Genomic DNA, 21,047 nt, shown 5'->3' on the forward strand with positions numbered 1-21,047 from the left:
TGAGGGCTTTTTTGTGATTTTTAGGCCGTATGTAATACGAAAAAGTAGTTTTTTAGCCTGATGTTGGAATCATGTGCGGATAAATAAAGATATTAAAAAGAGACAAGAAGTTACTGAGCTTACACTCATGCCGGATATCTTTGTGGGTTTTATCCGGGATAAAATTGCACTATTTGATTAAAACAATGTCCCTTTAAACTCAGTGGGATTTCTCGTGGCTCATATCCTTCCTGACAATGGAAGAGGTTGAGTGATTGAAGACAGGATAACGGAAACAAGCGAATGCATCTCGAAACCTTTATTACCTCAGCCCTGATGGTGCTTATAGCCACCTCGCTGGCTGTGGCTTTATTCAAGCATTTTGGCCTCGGGTCTATCCTTGGGCTTCTGGTTGCCGGCATTGCGGTAGGTCCTTATTCAGCTGGACCTTATGTCACAGAAAATGTGGAAGATGTCCGGCATTTTACGGAGCTGGGTGTCGTTCTGCTGCTATTTCTGATCGGGCTTGAAATGAAACCGGCCAAGCTCTGGGCAATGCGAAGAGAGGTCTTTGGGCTGGGGTTGTTACAGATCCTGGTGTCAGGCATTGTGATTGGCAGTTATTTTTCTTTCTTTGAAAGCAACTGGGCTGCGGCATTACTGATCGGAATGACCTTTGCGCTGTCTTCAACCGCTATGGTACTGCAGATGCTGCAGGAGAGTGGTGAGATTACCAGTCGTCACGGTTCAGCTTCATTTGCCATTCTGTTAATGCAGGATCTGGCCATTGTACCTCTGCTGGCGATTGTGCCCATTCTTTCAACCACCGGACAGCTATCTTCTGAAGTACCTTTATGGCAGCAGATTGCAACGGTTCTGGGTATGCTGGCGCTGATTGGTGTCTTTGGTCGCTTTGTGCTTCCGGTGGCTCTGGATCAGTTATCTCGCAGGGGAAATAAAGAGGGGTTCTTACTGGTCGTTTTGCTGGCCGTATTCCTGGCGGCCTGGACGATGCACTATGCCGGTATCTCTATGGCCCTGGGAGCCTTTATTATGGGGATGCTGTTGTCCGGTTCTAACTACAGAATTCAGGTACAGGCACTGATTGAACCTTATAAAGGCATGTTGATGAGCCTGTTTTTCGTCGCTGTTGGCATGTCCATTGACCTGGATGCACTGGCGCAGCAGCCCGGACTGTTTGTTCAGCATATTCTGGTCATTATTACCCTTAAATTTATGGTGTTGGTCGGCCTGAGCCTGGTCTTTGGTTTCCATCGGGATAAAGCTGTTCGAATCGCCTTGCTGTTATCACAAAGCGGTGAATTTGGTTTTGTTTTATTTGGTTCAGCTAAAGCCCTGCAGGTGATCAGTGATGAAACGTTTGTGCTGGCGGTGGGGGTTATCTCGGTATCTATGGCACTGACACCTCTGATGCTTAAAGTTGCTGACACAGTGAATACTGCTGCCAGTAAACGCCAGCCGGTGAAGCCGAAAAAAGCCGATGAAATTGAACTGCCGACGGATAATACGTCGGGGCGTGTAGTTATCGGTGGTTTTGGCCGTGTAGGCTATACCGTAGCCACCCTGTTAAAAGCGAAAGATGTGCCTTTTATTGCGTTTGACACTAACCCTAATCATGTTGCAAAAGGACAGGAGCTGGGGATGCCGGTGTATTATGGTGATATAGGGGATGCTCACCTGCTGGAGGCGGCTCATTTAAGAGAAGCTTCTCTGGTCGTGATGACCATTGATCACACGCCGTCTGCTCTCAGGGCTATCCATCATATTCGTACGGATTATCCGGATGTGCCTATTATCTCCAGAGCTAAAGACCTCGACGCCTGTAATGAGCTGCAGATGGCCGGGGCTACTCATGCATTCCCTGAAGCGATGGAAAGCAGTCTGCATCTGGGGGGCGAAACACTGAAGATGATCAACTACAGGGAGCATGAAGTAGAAGTTTTGCTGGATGAAGTGCGTCATGCAGGATATCAGGCGCTGTTAACAGATCGTCGCTGATTATTTTATCCTGAGCCAGGACAGAAAAGCCGGAGTATGATCCGGCTTTTCTGCTTAGTGAGGGGGATGTCAAATTTTTCTTATCTGATCAGCTCGGGTCTTTCCCTCCCGGATCAGAATACTCCATGTATGCCTGGTAAAAGTTAAACTGGTTGCGTCCACTGTTTTTAGAGGCGTACATTGCAATATCCGCCCGTCTTAATAACAGGTCGCCGCTTTCTCCATGAGCAGGATAAAAGCTGATACCTATACTGGCACTGACTTTTGCAGAGCCTTTTTTCAGAATACAGGGTAAGGACACGCTGTTCAGGACTCTTTCAAGAATAGGGACGGCATCTTCTCTGTGCTGTAGTTTACTCAGAATAAGTACAAATTCATCACCACCCAGACGAGCCACAGTATCGACTTCTCTGATACAGAGATTCAGACGTTCTGCAATTTCTTTCAGTAATTCATCACCGGTATCATGACCCTGAGTGTCATTAACCTGCTTAAATCCATCCAGATCCATCATGGCAACGGCCATCAATTCACCATTTCTTCTGACTGAAGCCAGCTGTTGTTGCAATCTGTCTTCCAGCAGCCTGCGGTTGGGCAGTCCGGTCAGGGCATCATAAAATGCCAGTTTTTCCAGCTGCGCCTGACTTTGTTCCAGCTGGGTCTGAACACGGCGTATTTCTGTCATATCCATGTGAGTACCAACCAGACGCTCAACCCGGCTATTGTTTCCGGTGATTACAATGGCGCGAGACAGAATATGCAGCCACTCTCCCTGTTTGTGCTGCATACGAAACTCAACTTCATAATGATCTTTTTTACCGGTAATACAGTCCTGCAGTTCTTTTCGTGCAATAGCGATATCTTCTTTGTGTACCAGATGTTCCCAGGTTGTAAACTCGTTTTGCAGCTCGTGATCCTGATAACCCAGCATCTGTTTCCAGCGAGGTGAAAAATACACCTGATGAAGATCGATCTGCCAGTCCCACAGACCGTCAGTTGCTCCCTGCATAGCCAGTTCGAAACGTTGCTGACTTTCCTGTAGCTGCTTCTGAGTTTTTTTCTGATCAGTAATATCCGAGTGAGTACCGATGACCCGAATAGCTGTGCCCTGGGCATCCCGTTCAAATACCATGCCTCTGTTCAGTAGCCATTTATACTCACCATTTTTGCAACGCAGACGATGTTCGTTTCGATAGACCGGGGTTATGCCCTGTAAATGAGCTTCCAGAGCGGCCATCGCAGCAGGCAGATCGTCAGGATGAACTCGCTCAGACCATTCTTCTGGATGATCGCCGATTTCGTTGTCGTCAAAGCCCAGCATCTTTTTCCACTGAGCGGAGAAAAAAAACTTATCTGTACGGATATCCCAGTCCCATACCCCATCGCCTGCCGCATCTAAAGCATAAATCCAGCGCTGTTCACTATCTTTCAGCATCTGCTCAGCCGTACTTAGCTGATCAAGCAGTTGATTGAAGTTGTCGCCCAGATCAGAAAACTCCCCGCGACCTGTCAGTTTAATGCGGCTGTAGCGTTTGCCCTGGCAGAATTGCTGCATTGTCAAACGCACTGCTTTTAAGGGACGCAAGACGATATAGCTGATCAGAAAGGTCAGCAGCATACCGGTAATCAGCGCAAATAACAGACCGCGAGAGAAGTGACTGATATGAAAGATTTCCTCTCGTAGCTGATTAATGGCCGGCTGCATGCTGTATCGAATCAGCAGAAAGCTGTTTTCCCGCTGTGGCCGGATAGTCGAGTCTGAATCTGATGAGTACACTGGAATAAATACACAGAGTTCGGTATCAGACAAAGGATAGAGGGATACTTTATCGGCTTGCTGCATTGAAAGAATCCGGTCTGCCATATAACACTTCAGGCTGATCACTTTCTGGCCTTTCAGGGCAAAACGGTTTGCCTGTATGATTGTGTCCTGACTGATCAGCGCCAGAGTTTTAAAACCTGGATTAGCGATAAAACTGGTCAGATAGTTTTCTGTCGCACCGAGATTACCTTCCATCATCAGAGATGAGATCTGTAACCACATGCGGTTACTGGTTTGCTGCAGCATTTCGGTCTGACGCTCTTTTTCTCTGGGTATCATGACCTGCTGGTAAGATAACCAGCGATCTGTCAGCACCATCAGTACCAGTAACAGGCTGATAATCAGAGGAAGCCAGGGATATAAAGGAATACTCTTTATATGTCCGGTCATAAGTATTATCCCTTATCCGGAAGATAGTTCGCGTCAAACAGGCTGGCATCAAGGCTAATATTTCTGTTCAACAGATCAGATTCCAGCATCAACCGTTTGAGTGCTTCTGTACGCTTGAGAGTGTCAGGCAAATTACTTTCAAGCAGGTAACGGTTTTCCTGTAATCCAGGAATATGCAGGCCGTCAAAAAGTTGCCAGACCTTATCCTGTGATATCTTCAGTCTGACCGACATAATCTCTGCTGCTTTATCCGGGGCAGACATCATCATCGTCAGAGCACGGAAATGCCCATTCAGCAGATGGCGGATTTGCCCGGATTTGTTGTTCAGACTCTTTTCTGATGCGACCAGTACGTCGACAATACGCCCAGGAATCTGACGACTATCAAATAACACTTTTCCTCCGGCTTCAAGCAGTCTGGAACGAACAGGCTCGAATGTGACAATGGCGTCCACTTCCGGGTTTTTCCAGCGATGATCATGCTGATTGACCGGTGCATTTTTCAGCGTCACCTGGCTGACGGTCAGATTGGCTGAGTCCAGCGCTCCCTGAAGCAGGATCGCTCCGACAGCGGTTTTTTCCAGTACAATAACAGCGCCTTCAAGCTGTTGCAGTGATTGTATTTCTGGCCTCGCGATGAGTACATCTGCACCTTCTGAATAATCCATAATAGCGATAACTCTTGCCTTGTACCCTCTGGCCAGTAAAGTCAGATACTCATCCAGTGTTAACCCTGCAACATCCAGGTCTCCAGACTGAAACGCCTGCAGGACACGAGTTGCATTGGGCAGTTCGACCAGTTCAATCGGCTGGCCCTCCAAAAATCCACTTTCCCTGGCCAGATACAGGGACTCATAACCTGGCCAGATATTTGAGCCGACTTTTAATGTTTCTTTTGACTGATCGCAGGCGCTCAGCAATAAGAGTGCTATACATACAGCCAGTAATCTGCCGGACTGTAATGTGGCTGTGATCAGGTCTGCTATGAATATCCGCATAAGGTTTTCCCGATTTAATGGGTTTTTCTTTTTGATCAGAAGTCTCTGAAAGCTCATGGTTTTTTCAGTATAGACAGATGAGGCACAGCAACGTGCAGGAATATAAAAACTCGAAATACTTTTCCCGGTATGTCATGACGCTGTTTTTGCTTGATTATTTGTTTATGCTAATGAATTATGCGCAGCCTGGTAATAAGCTTATTCTTATTGAGCTTTATTTCTTCCCGGAAACGACAATAGCAGGTGATTAGCGGATGGAAGCTTTATTTCGTCAATTCAGAATACAGTACCGTATCTGGTTTATGCAGGTAATAGCCTTTATCTGTATGGCTGTACTCATGTTTATCATGATGACGCAGGAGAAGGACAGTTTCAGGGAGCAGAAGAAGAATGAGCTGAATAACATTATTCATACTGTCATTGAGATGCTGGATGGACTGGATCAGGAAGTTCAGGATGGCCGGATGACGGTGGAGCAGGCTAAACAGCAAGCGCTGAATGTTATTCGTCATATGCGTTATGGTCAGGATAATCAGGATTATTTCTGGGTGATGGATACCTCTGGTATTTATCTTATGCATCCGATTAAAGCCTCTCTGGCAGGTAAAAACGGTTCAGTTTTTAACGACAAACTGGGCAATCGGATTTTTGATGATCTGCCCGGTGATCTTCGTAGTCATGGTAAAACCTATGCTGAATTTTACTGGCCAAGGCCTGGTAGTGATGTTCCCGTTGAAAAAATGGGCATGATCATCGCTTATAAAAACTGGAACTGGGCGATTGGATCTGGCTTCTATATTGATGATATTGAGATGGTCTTCTGGAACAAAGTGATTACTAATCTGACATTTGCTGCAGTAATCATCCTGGTTATGCTGAGCATTGCCTGGGTACTGGCTCGTAGTATTACCCGTCCTCTGGAAGAAACAGTCTCGGCCCTGAAAGATATCAGTGAAGGTAATGGTGATCTGACCAAACGCCTTCCTGTCGCAGGAGAAGATGAAATTACCCGCCTGACCCGCTATTTCAATGGCTTTGTAGAAAAAGTGCATGGTGTGATCGGTCAGGTTAACACGGCATCGTCTTCAGTATCTGGTTCTGCAGAACGCTTGTCAGCCATCACTGAAGAAGGGCACAGAAGTACAGAGCTTCAGGCTAAAGAGACAGATCAGGTAGCCACGGCTGTCCAACAGATGTCAGCGACGGTACACGAGGTGGCACAGAACGCTGGAAGAGCAGCGGAGGGTGCGACTCAGGCCGACCAGGAAGCAAAGCAGGGTAAAGCACAGGTTGAAAAAACTATCACAGCGATTAACAAGCTCAGTGATCAGGTGTCCGGTTCTGCTCAGGTAATCCAGCGTCTGCATTCCGATAGTGAAAATATTGGTTCTGTACTGGAAGTGATTCGGGGGGTGGCGGAGCAGACCAATCTGCTGGCTCTGAATGCGGCCATTGAAGCAGCCCGCGCTGGTGAGCAGGGCAGAGGATTTGCTGTTGTTGCTGACGAAGTCCGTACTCTGGCCCAGCGTACTCAGGAAAGTACGGATGAGATTCAGGCGATGATTGAAAAGCTGCAGAGTGCTGCGCAGGATGCAGTACGTTCTATGGATGCCAGTATGAAATCGACTCAGGAAACGATTGAGATTGCACAGCAGGCCGGTGTTTCTCTGGACTCTATCCTGCAAGCCGTAGAATCTATTCGGGGGATGAACGATATGATTGCCAGTGCAGCAGAAGAGCAGTCTCTGGTGGCTGAAGAGATTAACCGCAATGTGGTGAATATTGTGGATCTGTCCCAGACTTCAGCACAGGCAATCCAGCAGGTTAATCAATCCAGTGATGAGCTGGCAGGACAGGCTGACAGCCTGCATAATCTGGTTGGACAGTTCCGTATCTGACCGGAAACCTCTGTTGCTACTGACCGAAAACCGCTCTTTAAGGAGCGGTTTTCTTTTATCGGTCAGATATCATTATTTACAGAAAATGATCAGAATATCAGCATTTAAAGCGAGCAATATTCTGTTGTAACTGAATGGCCAACTGAGCGAGCTCTTCACTGCTGGCTGCGACCTGATCCGAGCCTGCTGCGGTTTCTTCGGATACATTGACAATATTAATCAGGTTGCGGTTCATCTCTTCCGCTACCGCACTTTGTTCCTCTGTGGCTGTAGCGACCTGGTCTGTCATATCCCGGATCTGATCCATCTGCTGTACAATCATACTCAGCTCGCGACCCGCATTAGTGGCAGCCTGCACCGATTCTTCTGCCCGTTTGCGACTGCGTTCCATTACTTCAACAGCATTACGGGCGCCGGTTTGCAAGCGCTCGTTCATACTGCGGATCTCCATTGTGGAGTCCTGAGTACGTTGTGCCAGTTGACGGACTTCATCTGCGACGACTGCAAATCCTCGTCCGCTTTCACCAGCCCTGGCCGCTTCAATCGCAGCATTCAGAGCCAGAAGATTAGTCTGTTCTGAAATACCCTGAATGACTTCTAACACACTGCCAATTTCATCGGTATCTTTTTCCAGGGTCTGAATAACTCTGGAAGCCTCTTCCACTTCATCACTCAGCTGAGCGATTTTATGGACCGTATCTTCTACTTCATGGTTGCCTTCGTCTGCTTCAGCATCTGCAGCCTGGGTTGCCTCCGCACTGGCGCTGGCATTTCTGGCGACTTCCTGAACCGTTGCTGACATTTCGTTCATGGCGGCTGATAACAGATCCGTTTCCTCTGACTGCCTTCGAATACCGTTACTGGTTTGCTCGGCTGTAGCAGCCAGCTCTTCTGCAGCGCCTTGCAACTGGTTGGCTGAACTGGTTAACAGGAAAACCAGATCCTGAAATACCTGCAGAGTATGATCTACAGAGTGGGACATCTGGCTCAGTTCATCCTTGCCTTTCATGTCTACTCTGACTCTGAGATCACCGTTTGAGGCCTGATCCATGACTCGTGCGACTTTTTCCAGTGGCGTCAGGATAGAACGTGCAATGGTAAGTGCAACCAGCACCATAATGATCAGCACAACGGCCAGTTTTACCAGGGTTGTCGTTACGCCTTCCCAGAAGGTTTCTTCAATCTCAAACACATAGTCCCCGGAGCCAATCACCCAGCCCCATTCAGAAAAGACCTGAACGTATGAAATTTTTTCTTTGGGGTCTTTATAACCCGCTTTAGGCCATTTGTAAGTGAAAAAACCACCTGATTTACCCTGCTTGCCCATCTGGGCCATCTGGCGGAAAACCGGTACACCATCTTCTGTGGTTTTATCAGAAAGGTCTTTACCTGCCAGAGCCGGATTAGCGCCATGAGCAATTGTGACGGTGTTGTAATCCAGAACAAAAAAGTATTCGCCATCAGAGTAGCGCATTGCCTGCAGAGATCGGATAGCCTGTTGTTTCCCTTCAGCCTCTGTCAATTCGCCATCCCTGACTTGCTGTGCTATTCCCTGAACCATCGTTTGTGCGGCTTCAACCAGCACTTTGACTTTTTCTCTGGAGTCTTCATACAGGGCATTTTTATGGGACTGTAAAGAGAAAATTTCGAGTATAGCCATCGCTATGACGGCCAGGGCGATAAGAAAGTAAAGGCGTGCCTTTACGGTAAAATCCTGCAGATTCATAACTCTCCCTCAGCAAGATAAACCAGAACATTGATGCCGGATACAGGGAGATTCGAAGGTCTGATAATCCCTTATATCATAATGGCACTCCATCATTGCCAGATGAGATAGTGTATCAGTGAATACACGAACTGTCTGGTAATTAAGGTATCAGGTTACAGGTTTTACCGGGGAGAGATGACAATCTGCTGACAGAGATCAGGTTTCATGCTTCTGTTAATGCGCCAACGCAGGGCGTTGTAAAACCAATTCTGACAGGAGGTGTCTGTGGCAGACACCTCCCGACGTCATCATCTTGATGTTGGGGACAGATCATTAGCAGATCAGAAGCGGCGTGTTGAACCTTCCATTGGCATAAAGTTACCCCGGTCAACTACAGGTCCCATGTTGTCCGGGTCATCTTTGCCACGCATAGGTTCAATGGATACAAGCACTTCAGCCTGAACCAGTTTCTGGCGATACCGGGATGGTACCGTGTATTTACCCAGCCCTTCGTGAGGCAGGGTACCCAACATAACGTACTCGCCGTTCACTTTAAGCCAGAGTTTACACACCAGGCCTGAATCCAGCTCTGGTGGTTGAACGGTTTGTACCATCACATTACTGCGATCCATACTGGTATTCACCAGCCAGGCAGGTTTTTGCTCACTGCTGTTTACCACGTAGACATAATCAGCACTACTGTTTTCCATTGCCGGCTTCTGCAGAACCAGAGCACTGCCCAGAGCCAGCATAAATGAGAACGATACTGCGGTCGTCAGCTGCCAGAGTTTCAGGCTTTCGAACCATCGCCTGGGATGAATCTCCTGTTCAATAGCTTGCCAGATTCGCCTGGGGGGCGAGATCGGGGGCAGACTGTCATTGAGTGTCTGCAGATGTTCTCGCCACTGACTGACTTCCTGCTGTAAATCAGGACTAAAAGCCAGCAGGGCCTCAAAAGCCGCTTTATCTCTGGTTGATAACGTGCCCAGCACATACTCAGCCGCAGCCTGGTTGCGCTGTTCCGGATCGGTCAGATCGATTGATTCATGCATGACTTTAACCTCTCAAGCCCACGACGAATCCATGTTTTTACCGTGCCAAGCGGTTCCATCAGCCGGTCAGATAATTCCTGATGACTGTATCCGTCAAAATAAGCCAGCTCAATACACTGGCGCTGATCTTTATTCAGAGTGGCCAGACAGCGATGTACTTCACCGGATGCCTGCCATTGCTGAGCGATACTATCGGTATCCTGACGGGTATCTGACATCTCGGTCAGTACCTCATCTCCATCATTTAACTGGTCATTCTTGTAACGGCGTAACCAGTCCAGAGACTGATTGCGTGCGATAGTACTTAACCATGTCATGGGGCGGGCAATATCAGCATTATACTGTCCCGCATTATTCCATATCTTAATAAATACCTGCTGAAGGCAATCCTCAGCATGGCTCTCATTTTTTAAGATACGCAGCACAACGGCATACAGATGCGACGACGTGCGCTGATACAGCTTCTTCAGCGCACGGGCATCTTTTTCTGTGCATTGCAGCAGGAGCTGTCGCAGTTCCTGCTGATCTGAATCAGTAAATTTCATATTAGGTCCATCCAGAAGGCTGGCACTATTGTATCCGCAAAAAACAGATTGTTTCAGCATGTTATCCTGAACAAGCTCACATTTCTGACGCTGTACCATACTCTGATTGACTGCAAATCAGGTAACGATATGTTAGTGTGAGTTATATTCGTATGAGCTATAAATGATATAACAGGATAGATAAAGATGGCTTTACAACACCAGGCTGGTATCTGCTGGATTAAAGAAGAGCAATGGCAGCGTTTTATTGATGTCGCAGACGATGCGGATATGCTGGAAAACAGCTGGCAGGAATGGGCTGAAAAAACGGAAGAGATGATCATTACTTTTGCAGAAAAAGGTATTGTCGTTAATAAAGTGCCTGTAGATGTGGAATCTCTGATTATCTGGTGCAACGAAAGGGAAAGAGGAATCAATAGCAGCAGCCGTGCCGAATATGTAACACAGCTGATGACGACGCAGCCAGAGAAAAGTGATACCCGCCACTGATCCTGTTGTCTGAACCCGGTGCATGTAACCGGATTCAGGGGCAGTCGTCATTCTCTTTGTTGCCAGAGATCATCTAACTGGCGATAGGGGCTTGTGTCTCTGCTTCAATCGCACTTGATGGTGCTCGATGCCGGGTCACCTGTTTCAGCATCGAGCGCAGTTGCTTTACCGGTGTACTGCCCGGATAACGAATATTCATCGGTCCGCTCTGAAAAATTCTGCTATCCATTTCACACAGATCCGGTGAAATGTCTGGCCGGAAGTCCATCTGCTGTAGAATATCCCGTTCCAGGTCCACTCCCGGAGCAATTTCTGTCAGGCAGAGGCCTTGCTCTGTTAAGCGAAATACTGCACGTTCAGTGATAAAGGTTACTTTCTGTTGTCTGGTAACGGCATATTGGCCATTAAATGTAATTTGCTGAACCTGATTGCAGAATTTTTTTTGTGCGCCATTCTGCTCAACTTTTAGCATGCCGTCACAGATGTTCAGTTGTTGTTTGCCCGAAGTAAAGGTTCCCAGGAAGAAGACTTCACGGGTACTCTGGGTGATATTAATAAAACCACCTGCTCCGGCCAGTTTAGTGCCAAAGCGGCTGACATTGACATGACCTTCAGGGCAGGTTTCTGCCAGTCCCAGGAAAGCCTGATCCAATCCGCCGCCATCATAGAAGTCGAACTGAGAAGGCTGATCTATAATAGCATCGGCATTACTGACGGCCCCGAAGCTCAGACCGCTGGCTGGCTGGCCTCCAATGCCTCCGGGTTCAACGCTCAAAGTAAAACTATCCAGTAAGCCTTCTTCAGCTGCTACCTGAGCGACCATCTCCGGCATGCCGATACCCAGATTAACCACACCATTTTTTTTCAGTTCCATCAATGCCCGACGACCGATCACTTTGCGGATATTCAGCTCGCTACTCTGAACCTGCGCTCTGGGTTGCCTGATTTCCCCTGTGTAGGACGGGTTGTATTGTTCCGCAAAGGTTTGTGGGTGCTGACTCTGATCCGCCAGAATCACATGATCGACCAGAATACCCGGAATACGTACCCGATCAGGAGTCAGCTGGTGCTGGTCGGTCAGGCGTTCAACCTGAACCAGCACTTTTCCTCCGCTGTTTCTGACTGCCTGGGCAATGGCCAGAACTTCCAGAGGCAGAGCTTCCCGCTCCATCGATATATTGCCATCTCTGTCTGCCGTTGTGCCTCTCAGCAGCGCAACATCAATCGGGAAGCTTTTGTAAAACAGATGGTCTTCGCCATTGAAAGGCATCAGGCGTACATGATCTTCCTGGCTAATATCGTTAATGCGGCCGCCTTCCTGTCGTGGATCAACAAAGGTGTGCAGGCCAACCTGTGAGAGTACACCCGGACGTCCCGCAGCAATTTCCCTGAACAGATGACAGATAATGCCCTGGGGCAGATTGTAGCCTTCAATTTCATTATTCAGAGCCATCTGCCCAAGGCGAGGAGCCAGTCCCCAGTGGCCTCCCAGCACTTTGCGGATCATGCCCCGGTGGGCAAAGTGATTCAGTCCCCGCTCACAGGCATCCCCCTGACCTGCAGCATAGACCAGTGATATCCCTGCAGGATGTCCAGTATCCAGAAATCGTTGTTCAATGGCGCATGCCAGCTGTTCGGCAAAGCCTATGCCGATAAACCCTCCTGTGGCCAGGGTGCAGTTATCATCAATCAGACTGGCCGCCTGCTCTGCAGTGATCAGTTTATCCATAACAGTACTCTCATTGTTGTTATTCTGATCGGATTACAGGGCAGAGTCATATGTCTGCCTGTTATTATTCGGATCGGAAAATCACTTATCGTTAACAGATATATCTGTTTATCAGTATGGCAGTCATTAAACAAATTCCGGGCCATTGGTTATTAATCAATGTAAAACAAAGAGTTATATTTGGTCTGTTATACTGATAAAACAAGTTTGTCTGAAAAATAAGACAATTTTCGTGTCTGGCTTTAGCTGGATTCCAGATATCCAGACACTTAATGACGCTCATAGATCCGCCAGAAACTTCCTGTTGAGACAGATAAAACAAAGTGGGAATTTCCGTACCTGTTATCTGTCTGAGTCGCTAAAATACGATGCTCTGCAAACAATGAGGTGGATATGCAATTACAAGACGTTAATAAGGATCAGTACCTGAAATTAAGCCGTATGGTCAGCATTGTGCTGATTATCTGTTTTGCATCCAGTGCTATGATCAGCGGACAGGTGCTGGTGCACACTATGGGGAACCCGGAAGGGGGCAATTTTTATCTGAATCTGGCCGGTGTTATTGTCGGTATACTGGTTACCAGCCTGGTTTTCTCCTTTTTTCGTAATGATCCCAGATTAACCGATTTGTTGTACGTCTTTCGTCTGAAAAGAATGCTGGCACGTATTACTAACCGCATGCATCATATCAAGCAGCTGTCTCAAGAAGAGCATGAGACGGCCTGGATTATTTTGCGCTTTTATTATCAGGGACTGCTACAGGTATATCATCTGGAAAGCAATGAATACGGCTATAAGGAACTGGAACAAGAGCAGGACAGTTTTCTGGCATCTGTTCCAGAGCATATAAAGACACAGTCGTTACCGGATATGCAGCCGGAATTGATTGAAAGTACTGCGAAACTGGCAGGCAAATAAACATTTGACGAAGCGTTGCCCGAAGCTGTTCCCATCCGGTAAAACAGCTTCGGAGCAGGTTCATATAGCTTCTTTATCCACTTTTACCCGATGGTGGCTCTTCATCCTTCTGGACGGTTGAGTGCTGTAAGTCTGGCAGAGGTCTGGGTATCACCTGGCGCCTTTTACCATCCCGGCGTGACAATTGAGTACCACAGTATTTGCAGTAATCGGCATCGGCATCATGATCTTCTTGCCCACAGCCGACACAGGTCAGCGTCATATGTCGCTTCATGGTCTGAGATAATTCAACCGTTACAATTCCGGTAGGTACTGCAATAACGGCGTATCCCATGATCATCACCATGGCCGATAACATCTGACCGATATTGGTCTGTGGGGTGATATCGCCGTATCCGACGGTTGTCAGTGTGACAACAGCCCAGTAGATACTGCGCGGGATACTGGTAAAGCCATGTTCCGGACCTTCGATGACATACATCAGAGAGCCGAAGACAGTAACCATTGTCAGTACCGTGATCAGAAAAACAGTAATTTTTCTGCGGCTGGCCTGCAGAGCTCTGGCCAGAGCTGTCGCTTCTCCGACGTAGTGAAATAACTTAAGAATTCTGAAGATTCTTAATACGCGTATCAGACGGACGACCAGCATCACCTGGGTCCCCGCTACAAACAGACTCAGGTAGGTCGGAATGATGCAGAGCAGATCAATAATGCCAAAGAAACTGGTCGCATAGCGCACAGGTTTACCGATACAGTAAAGTCTTAGCAGATATTCAATAGTAAAGAAGATAGTGAATATCCATTCTGCAATATAGAGCTCTCGATGCCACTGCTCATGTACCGATTGCACGCTATCCAGCATGACCAGAGTAACACTGGCCAGAATGCTCAGAATCAGTGCAATATCGAATGCTTTTGCCAGCGGCGTGTTAGCTTCAAAAATAATGTGATACAGCCAGGCCTTATGGCCTGAGCGTTCAACAGAATCAGAGGTTGCCATAACTCAGTACCTGAATCCCCTTTATCTTCAGATGGTCAGCAGGTTCTGTTGCAGGCTATTGAAGCTTAATGCCTGACGCCCTAAATCGAGAACTTTCATATACTGATCTTCTTCATTGCGTTTTAGTAGTTCTGGGCGGGTCAAACGCCCTTCTTCATGCAGGTATCTTAGTGATAATTCTTCAGACATCAGTCCTCCCAGCTCGGTAATAGTATTCAGCAGATCGTTGGATTCATGTACCAGGTGGCGCACGCCTAATGAAGACATATCCGGCTGATAATTGATCCAGCGAACCAGATGTAACAGAGGGCCAAACTGGTTCAGCCACTGAACTTTATTTGTTGGATGCTGTGGCAGGTTGACTCTGGATAACAGATTCTGGAACAAGTCTTCGGTATCGTAGAAGTGATTCAGTTGTGGGGCTTGTTCTGCTAATTCTGTGTCCAGCATATAGAGCCACTGCATAATTTCCAGTAATGTCTGCCCGGCCCATGGCTCCATCATCAGGTTGTGATAGCTGGTATTCAGTACCGCAAAATCAGCCTGCTGACGGACTTCATTCGGGCACTGTTCCAGGCGTTGCCAGGTCTGATACTGGCGATAGGCGTTAACCATATGCTCCAGAGCATAGTTCAGCATTCTGAGCTTATAGGTCAGCACCGAAGGCAGATACATTGATTGTGGTAAACGTTGTCTTTTCAGATGATAGCAACACCAGCGCAGCTGCCTGAGAGATTCATACAGGCTTTCCAGGTGCGCCCAGTTACGATCAAAGGCCAGCTGATCCCGTACCAGTACGAAATGATCCAGTTCATGCTGAGCAGCTTTGATCAGACCTTTTATATCATCGAAACCGGCGATGGGAGGCTGACGAGTGTAGTTTTTCTCTGGTTGTATCAGACGAAAGCCCCGTACGGCTTTGCTGATATTACTGATGACCAGAGGCAGCTCATTGCTCAGATCATGGGCCACTTTAAATAACAGATCGGTATCGCCGGAGATCAGTTCCAGTTCGATTTCACTGATCGGATCCTGCTGCTGGCCTGCGATAGCCGCTCCCAGATCCTGCACCAGTTCAATCTCGGCGCTAAGGTGCTCATGGCTGACACTCAGCAGCCATTTTTTACGAGTAAAATTCGTCTCGAAAACTGGTTTGATGCGCTCAGCCAGATTATGGGTGTCCAGTTGCTCTGGCCATAATGCCGGATCAATTTTGTCCAGTTCAAGGCGAGGGCCTTTGACTGGCCACTCCCACTCTCCTCTCTGATGCAGGCCGCCTGATCCGCTGCCACTGGTTTTCAGTGTCTGTATATAGCGATCACCTGCCTTACGCACCCGCAGTGCGATCTTTGCCTTATTCAGCGCCAGATCATCGGTATCAAAATAGATGTTCCTCAGATTTTTGCTGTCATAGCTATGTGCCTGCTGCAGTACTTTGTGTTGCTTCAGCAGTTCTCCGGCCTGAGCTGGAATAGCCAGTTTCAGTTCTATTTCCTTCGCCATGACATCCTCAGTAGTCAGTAAGTTAAAAAGTCGATTCAGGCTATTTTACTGTGCCTGCCAGATTCCAAAAAGCAGATAAAAAAGACACTTTTGTCATAAAAGTGAAACCTTTCTGTCATATAAACTGCACTATCAACTTTTCGTGACATGCAGATCAATAAAATATGACAAAACGCGGAAGTTTTTATGACAATGAAAGTCTCTGCTTTTATACTTTCGCACCATATTTAAGACCCCAGGGTGAAAACCATGAGTAATGCTTTCTCCAAGCTTTTCGGGCGCTCGCCGTTCGGCCCGATGCAGGAACATATGTCTAAATCATATGACTGTGCTGAGCAATTGATTCCTTTCTTTTCAGCCGTACTGGCAGAAGATTGGCAGGAAGCCGAAAAACTGCAACAGAAAATATCCGGGCTCGAAAATGAAGCGGATGATATTAAAGCCAAAATTCGCGCTAACTTGCCTGAAAGCCTGTTCATGCCGGTGCCTCGTTCCGATCTGCTGGAACTTCTGACCGTTCAGGACAAAATCGCTAACAAGACCAAAGATATCGCTGGCATTATGCTGGGGCGTCAAATGAAAATTCCCTCTGAGCTGGCTGAAGATATGGTGGCTTATGTACAGAAGGCAGTCTCTGCGTCTGAACAGGCCAAAACAGCCATGAGTGAAATTGATGAACTGATTGAGACCGGGTTTGGCCGCCATGAATCTGATCTGGTAAAAGGCCTTATTCAGAAGATTGATCAGTCTGAGCATGAAGCCGATAAGCTGCAGGTTCAGATTCGCGCCAAATTGTTCCGACTGGAGAGTGAGTTGCCTCCGGTAGATGTGATGTTCATGTATAAAATCATCGATTGGATTGGTGATCTGTCAGACCGCGCGGAGCGCGTGGGTAGTCGTCTGCAGATCCTGCTGGCGAAATAAGAACTTCCTGATAACTAGCGATATAACGTAATACTGTAGTGGTTCATTTATGGAAATTATTCTTGAGTACGCCAACGTCTTTATTATTCTGGCCTGTGTCTTCGGCTTTTTTATGGCATGGGGTGTGGGTGCAAACGACGTAGCCAATGCGATGGGAACCTCGGTTGGTTCTAAAGCGATTACCATCAAGCAGGCGATTGTTATTGCCATCCTGTTTGAATTTGCCGGAGCTTATCTGGCCGGTGGTGAAGTAACGGCGACTATCCGTAAAGGTATTATTGATCCGGCGCTGATGTCCGGTACGCCGGAACTTCTGGTGTACGGTATGCTGGCTTCTTTGCTGGCAGCGGGTATCTGGTTGTTGGTCGCAACGCATTTTGGCTGGCCGGTATCGACCACGCATTCGATTGTTGGCGCGATTGTCGGTTTTGCTGCCGTAGGTATTTCGGTTGATGCTGTGGCCTGGGGGAAGGTGGGTAAAATTGCTGCCAGTTGGGTAGTATCCCCTCTCTTAGCTGGCACCATCGCCTTTATCCTGTTCCGCAGTGTGCAGAGCCTGATCCTTGAGAAAGATGATCCGTTTGCCAATGCCAAGCGTTATGTGCCCTACTATATGTTCATGGTGGGCTTTGTGATCGCCATGGTGACTCTGCTGAAAGGTCTGAAACACGTGGGGCTGCACCTGAGCTATGTTCAGGCAACCCTGTGGTCTCTGGTGCTGGGCGCTGTGGTCATGGCCATTGGTGTCATGCTGCTGAAGAACATTAAGCGTGATGAGCAGGCCGATAAAGAATTTCACTTCTCCAGTGTTGAGAAAGTGTTCGGCGTACTTATGATGTTTACCGCCTGTGCAATGGCGTTTGCTCACGGTTCTAACGATGTAGCGAATGCCGTAGGTCCTCTGGCTGCGGTTGTGGGGGTTGTTCAGTCTGGTGGCGAAATTGCCAGCAAGTCTGTGATGCCTGGCTGGGTGTTGCTACTGGGTGCCGGTGGTATTGTTGCTGGTCTGGTGATGTATGGACACAAAGTGATTGCGACTGTCGGTACTAACATTACTGAGCTGACGCCAAGCCGTGGTTTTGCCGCGACTCTGGCTGCAGCGACAACGGTTGTTATTGCTTCAGGAACAGGTCTGCCGATTTCTACCACTCACACTCTGGTGGGTGCTGTTCTGGGTGTTGGTCTGGCACGTGGTATTGCAGCACTGAACATGAATATTGTGAAAACAATCTTTATGTCCTGGATTATCACTCTGCCAGCCGGTGCGGCACTGTCGATCTTCTTCTTCTTTATGCTGAAAGGTATCTTCAGTTAATTTCTGAAATGCTTTTACTGCAGAAAATGGCGGCTTTGGCCGCCATTTTTCGTTCAGGCTTTTGGTTTCTGTCCCTGTTATTTAGCCATTTTTGTACGGCTTATACGACAAAACGACAGGTTTTGCGATTCAGCTCCAGTGCCAGATCAGTCAGATCCTGACTTTGCTGCTGACTGATATCAGCCCCTTCCAGTAGCTCTGAAGCCACTTCGTTAACACTGTTTACCGAACGCACCAGGTGATCCGATGCCTGCTGTTGCTCGTCGACGGCCAGGAATACCTGCTGACAGCGCTGATCCATCCGATTGATCTGATCTGCTGCCAGATCCAGTGCCTGTCGGGTCTGTTCGGCATTGTGCACGACGGTTTGCGTTTGTTCTCCGCTCTGGCGATTTGCGGTAGCAATCTGCTGGATGCTACTGAGCAGTTGTTCAATCACCTGATCGATCTCTCCGGTAGCGGACTGCGTTTTTTGTGCCAGCCCCCGGACTTCATCCGCTACTACAGCAAAACCTCGTCCTTGCTCTCCGGCCCGCGCGGCTTCAATGGCAGCATTCAACGCCAGCAGATTGGTCTGTTCCGCAATAGCCCGTATCGTGTCCAGAATCTGGTGGATCTCCTGACCATGCTGAGCCAGTTGTTCCGATTTATCGCAAGCCAGAGCAATTTCGCTGGCCATGCTGTTTAATTCGATGTCCACTTGCAGCATCACCTTCTGTGCCTGAGCGACCTGAGTATTCGCTTGACCTGCACTTTCGGTCAGCTGTTTCATATTATCCGCAATCAGATGAGAAGACTGAGACAGCTGTTCAATTGAGGCGGATATCTGGCTGATTTCCTGCTGTTGTACAGCCAGCTGCTGGTTCATCTGGCTGGACAGACTGGCACCCTGCTGAGCAGAATCCTGCACCCGTACCCCGGAACGCTGTACGCTGCTGACCAGGGTTTGCAGTTGTTCCACAAACTGATTAAAGAAGCCCGCGACCTGACCAATTTCATCATGGCTGGCGATATCCAGCCGGTGAGTCAGATTGCCTCCCCCCTGAGCCACTTCCTGCAGCATGCTCTGAATCTGATTCAGAGGCATCAGGCGACGATGAATTACCCAGGCGGCAATAAGTAGTGTAATCAGGGCCAGTACCGGGCCAATAATCAGCTGGCTGATACGGGATTCTTCCTGAATGTCTGCCAGATTATTCTGTAACCGGACCAGATCATTCAGTACCAGAGCTTCTGGTACCTGTATCTGCAATGTCCACTGGTTACTCAGGCCTTGAAGGTGAATAGGTACGCTGACGGCCAGATAGCTGGCAGGAATACCGTCTGCAGTCCGTTTTTTTCCTGCACTCTCTGGTCGATGACTGTCGCCAAGAGTAATGCCTTTCTGGCTGAAAATTCTGACTTCAGCCTGGCCGTTGTACAGGCTCTGGCTGATGGCTTCTGCCTGCTGTTGGATAAAGTTCAGAGACAGATCGACCCCTGTCATGCCCAGAAACTCATCTTTATGCATTACCGGCGTGACGACCGATGACAGCAGTTGATCCCTGCCCTGAACCTGGAAGGTCTGAGGTTCCAGCAAACAGCTTTGTTTCTGTTCTTTCGGGCACAGATAAAACTCTGCTTTTCGGGTTCCGTCGGCAAAGCGTTCGGTGCTGGTGTGAGAGCGCATCGGCGTCATCTCCATATGACCTTTGGCGCTTCGGCTCCAGAAAGGCACAAAGCGGCCATCTTCTGCAGAGCCTGTGACACGGTTGAGCAGATTGTCATCATCTGCATCATCAAATGCATTGCTCTCCCAGCCGGAGTAAACCGACAGAAAACCGGAATGGCTCTGTAAGGCTCCTCTGAGCATGCCAATAAACTGAAGGCGGTCCAGTTCAAGTACAGGATCTTCCCAGGCTCGTTCAGGCTTAATCTGGGCGGCTGTCGTTGCCAGGCCGTGACTGACCTGCAAGGCTTCATTCAGTATTTTATGAATTTTACCGGCTTCCATGCCTGCCCTCTGCTGAAGGCTTTCCCGGACTTCCTGAGTGATCAGGTCACTGGCCTGCTCAGCCACCAGCTGACGGGACTGATCTGCATAGTGCAGGCCAATGATCAGCTGAACGGCCAGTACCAGTAGCATCAGCACACCGATCCAGAGAATAAGCCGGGTTTTAATTGAACGCCCCACGATAAAATCCTCAGTGGTATATACCAAAATAAAAAATTATCGGAGACTCTGTTTGCACTAATATTTCAGCCCGGTGCGAAAAGCGACCCTTTGTGTGACAAAGTGTAAATATCAAAGCGTCACATCCGTACAGTATGCTGGATATGTGTATGAATATTTTCAGCTGCATTCTCCGGTGTTTGCTGTAGCGCAGTATTAGCCGATGCTGTTAGCAGTAAGCTGATATAAAATAGCTTCTGGAATAGAGTCTTTCAGGAGAGAAGTGTTATGCCTTTATGGTTACAACTGGTGATTATCTTTATCGTGTCGATCAGTGGAATTGTCTTTCACCTGTTCCTGATGAAGAAAATTCGTGTCTGGGCCATCAATGATCAGATTAATGCGTTGTCCGGTGATGACAGCGACAAAAAACATCATCTGGAGCAAGTCTACCAGCAGCTGTTAACGGATAAAGTGCCCCACAAACAGCACCATGACAAACTGGAAGCGGCCGCTAAGGCCTTTGATCACTGATTTTTGCTGGTGTAGCGGACATTAAAACAGGCATCAGATATCGACGTCTATTTGTCAGAATAAGAGGTCAGG

16 protein-coding genes are annotated in these 21,047 nt (G+C 48.1%); 7 read left to right on the forward strand and 9 right to left on the reverse strand.

Going from position 1 to position 21,047, the window contains the following annotated elements:
* Positions 1 to 282 precede the first annotated feature (282 nt).
* Positions 283 to 1,998, forward strand: coding sequence for a cation:proton antiporter domain-containing protein (locus H4O21_RS09955; protein ID WP_182808717.1), 1,716 nt, complete (start codon positions 283 to 285; stop codon positions 1,996 to 1,998).
* A gap of 88 nt (positions 1,999 to 2,086) precedes the next feature.
* Here H4O21_RS09955 and H4O21_RS09960 read toward each other — a convergent pair whose 3' ends face one another.
* Together H4O21_RS09960 and H4O21_RS09965 are read right to left on the reverse strand one after the other, a co-directional pair.
* Positions 2,087 to 4,210, reverse strand: coding sequence for a diguanylate cyclase domain-containing protein (locus H4O21_RS09960; RefSeq protein WP_182808718.1), 2,124 nt, complete (start codon positions 4,208 to 4,210; stop codon positions 2,087 to 2,089).
* 5 nt (positions 4,211 to 4,215) lie between these two features.
* Positions 4,216 to 5,208, reverse strand: a complete 993-nt coding sequence (locus H4O21_RS09965) for an ABC transporter substrate-binding protein (protein ID WP_182808719.1) — start codon at positions 5,206 to 5,208, stop codon at positions 4,216 to 4,218.
* A gap of 254 nt (positions 5,209 to 5,462) precedes the next feature.
* Here H4O21_RS09965 and H4O21_RS09970 point away from each other — a divergent pair, with 254 nt between their 5' ends.
* Positions 5,463 to 7,106, forward strand: coding sequence for a methyl-accepting chemotaxis protein (locus H4O21_RS09970; RefSeq protein ID WP_182808720.1), 1,644 nt, complete (start codon positions 5,463 to 5,465; stop codon positions 7,104 to 7,106).
* 97 nt (positions 7,107 to 7,203) lie between these two features.
* Here the strand turns inward: H4O21_RS09970 and H4O21_RS09975 are convergent, their stop codons facing one another.
* The 3 genes from H4O21_RS09975 to H4O21_RS09985 form a co-directional block, all read right to left on the reverse strand.
* Positions 7,204 to 8,832: a methyl-accepting chemotaxis protein gene (locus tag H4O21_RS09975; RefSeq protein ID WP_182808721.1), complete on the reverse strand. Its 1,629-nt coding sequence runs from the start codon at positions 8,830 to 8,832 to the stop codon at positions 7,204 to 7,206.
* A 323-nt stretch (positions 8,833 to 9,155) separates the two neighbouring features.
* A complete protein-coding gene (locus H4O21_RS09980) occupies positions 9,156 to 9,866 on the reverse strand; it encodes an anti-sigma factor (protein ID WP_182808722.1) in 711 nt (236 codons plus the stop codon).
* Positions 9,845 to 10,411 (reverse strand): RNA polymerase sigma factor, encoded by a 567-nt coding sequence (locus tag H4O21_RS09985; RefSeq protein ID WP_182808723.1) that lies wholly within the window; start codon positions 10,409 to 10,411, stop codon positions 9,845 to 9,847. The genes H4O21_RS09980 and H4O21_RS09985 overlap by 22 nt, the downstream gene beginning before the upstream one ends.
* Before the next feature lie 186 nt (positions 10,412 to 10,597).
* Between H4O21_RS09985 and H4O21_RS09990 the strand changes: the two genes are divergently transcribed.
* Positions 10,598 to 10,900 carry a hypothetical protein gene (locus H4O21_RS09990; protein ID WP_182808724.1) on the forward strand — a complete coding sequence of 101 codons (303 nt, stop codon included), beginning with the start codon at positions 10,598 to 10,600 and terminating at the stop codon, positions 10,898 to 10,900.
* 73 nt (positions 10,901 to 10,973) lie between these two features.
* Here the strand turns inward: H4O21_RS09990 and H4O21_RS09995 are convergent, their stop codons facing one another.
* Positions 10,974 to 12,629 (reverse strand): acyl CoA:acetate/3-ketoacid CoA transferase, encoded by a 1,656-nt coding sequence (locus H4O21_RS09995; protein WP_182808725.1) that lies wholly within the window; start codon positions 12,627 to 12,629, stop codon positions 10,974 to 10,976.
* Positions 12,630 to 13,022: 393 nt separating this feature from the next.
* Between H4O21_RS09995 and H4O21_RS10000 the strand changes: the two genes are divergently transcribed.
* Complete coding sequence (locus H4O21_RS10000; protein WP_182808726.1) at positions 13,023 to 13,547, forward strand: DUF3087 family protein; 525 nt, start codon at positions 13,023 to 13,025, stop codon at positions 13,545 to 13,547.
* A 73-nt stretch (positions 13,548 to 13,620) separates the two neighbouring features.
* Here the strand turns inward: H4O21_RS10000 and H4O21_RS10005 are convergent, their stop codons facing one another.
* On the reverse strand, positions 13,621 to 14,547 hold the full coding sequence (locus H4O21_RS10005; protein ID WP_182808727.1) for an ion transporter: 927 nt from the start codon (positions 14,545 to 14,547) through the stop codon (positions 13,621 to 13,623).
* A 27-nt stretch (positions 14,548 to 14,574) separates the two neighbouring features.
* Complete coding sequence (locus H4O21_RS10010) at positions 14,575 to 16,050, reverse strand: CYTH domain-containing protein (RefSeq protein WP_182808728.1); 1,476 nt, start codon at positions 16,048 to 16,050, stop codon at positions 14,575 to 14,577.
* 249 nt (positions 16,051 to 16,299) lie between these two features.
* Between H4O21_RS10010 and H4O21_RS10015 the strand changes: the two genes are divergently transcribed.
* Entirely contained in the window at positions 16,300 to 16,974 is a 675-nt protein-coding gene (locus tag H4O21_RS10015; protein ID WP_182808729.1) for a TIGR00153 family protein, read from the forward strand.
* A gap of 49 nt (positions 16,975 to 17,023) precedes the next feature.
* Positions 17,024 to 18,289: an inorganic phosphate transporter gene (locus H4O21_RS10020; RefSeq protein ID WP_182808730.1), complete on the forward strand. Its 1,266-nt coding sequence runs from the start codon at positions 17,024 to 17,026 to the stop codon at positions 18,287 to 18,289.
* Between the two features lie 100 nt (positions 18,290 to 18,389).
* On the opposite strand, the gene H4O21_RS26190 is transcribed toward H4O21_RS10020, so the two are convergent.
* Positions 18,390 to 20,462, reverse strand: a complete 2,073-nt coding sequence (locus tag H4O21_RS26190) for a methyl-accepting chemotaxis protein (RefSeq protein WP_182808731.1) — start codon at positions 20,460 to 20,462, stop codon at positions 18,390 to 18,392.
* Positions 20,463 to 20,729: 267 nt separating this feature from the next.
* Between H4O21_RS26190 and H4O21_RS10030 the strand changes: the two genes are divergently transcribed.
* A complete protein-coding gene (locus H4O21_RS10030; protein WP_182808732.1) occupies positions 20,730 to 20,975 on the forward strand; it encodes a hypothetical protein in 246 nt (81 codons plus the stop codon).
* Positions 20,976 to 21,047: the final 72 nt, after the last annotated feature.

Source organism: Oceanospirillum sediminis (assembly GCF_014164585.1).
Classification (GTDB): domain Bacteria; phylum Pseudomonadota; class Gammaproteobacteria; order Pseudomonadales; family Halomonadaceae; genus Oceanospirillum; species Oceanospirillum sediminis.

Coding starts and splice junctions, on each gene's coding strand:
- H4O21_RS09955 (WP_182808717.1), top strand. CDS start 283: ATGCATCTCGAAACCTTTATTACCTCAGCCCTGATGGTGCTTATAGCC.
- H4O21_RS09975 (WP_182808721.1), bottom strand. CDS start 8,832: ATGAATCTGCAGGATTTTACCGTAAAGGCACGCCTTTACTTTCTTATC.
- H4O21_RS10015 (WP_182808729.1), top strand. CDS start 16,300: ATGAGTAATGCTTTCTCCAAGCTTTTCGGGCGCTCGCCGTTCGGCCCG.
- H4O21_RS09995 (WP_182808725.1), bottom strand. CDS start 12,629: ATGGATAAACTGATCACTGCAGAGCAGGCGGCCAGTCTGATTGATGAT.
- H4O21_RS10000 (WP_182808726.1), top strand. CDS start 13,023: ATGCAATTACAAGACGTTAATAAGGATCAGTACCTGAAATTAAGCCGT.
- H4O21_RS10030 (WP_182808732.1), top strand. CDS start 20,730: ATGCCTTTATGGTTACAACTGGTGATTATCTTTATCGTGTCGATCAGT.
- H4O21_RS09960 (WP_182808718.1), bottom strand. CDS start 4,210: ATGACCGGACATATAAAGAGTATTCCTTTATATCCCTGGCTTCCTCTG.
- H4O21_RS09985 (WP_182808723.1), bottom strand. CDS start 10,411: ATGAAATTTACTGATTCAGATCAGCAGGAACTGCGACAGCTCCTGCTG.
- H4O21_RS09980 (WP_182808722.1), bottom strand. CDS start 9,866: ATGCATGAATCAATCGATCTGACCGATCCGGAACAGCGCAACCAGGCT.
- H4O21_RS10005 (WP_182808727.1), bottom strand. CDS start 14,547: ATGGCAACCTCTGATTCTGTTGAACGCTCAGGCCATAAGGCCTGGCTG.
- H4O21_RS09990 (WP_182808724.1), top strand. CDS start 10,598: ATGGCTTTACAACACCAGGCTGGTATCTGCTGGATTAAAGAAGAGCAA.
- H4O21_RS09970 (WP_182808720.1), top strand. CDS start 5,463: ATGGAAGCTTTATTTCGTCAATTCAGAATACAGTACCGTATCTGGTTT.
- H4O21_RS09965 (WP_182808719.1), bottom strand. CDS start 5,208: ATGCGGATATTCATAGCAGACCTGATCACAGCCACATTACAGTCCGGC.
- H4O21_RS10010 (WP_182808728.1), bottom strand. CDS start 16,050: ATGGCGAAGGAAATAGAACTGAAACTGGCTATTCCAGCTCAGGCCGGA.
- H4O21_RS10020 (WP_182808730.1), top strand. CDS start 17,024: ATGGAAATTATTCTTGAGTACGCCAACGTCTTTATTATTCTGGCCTGT.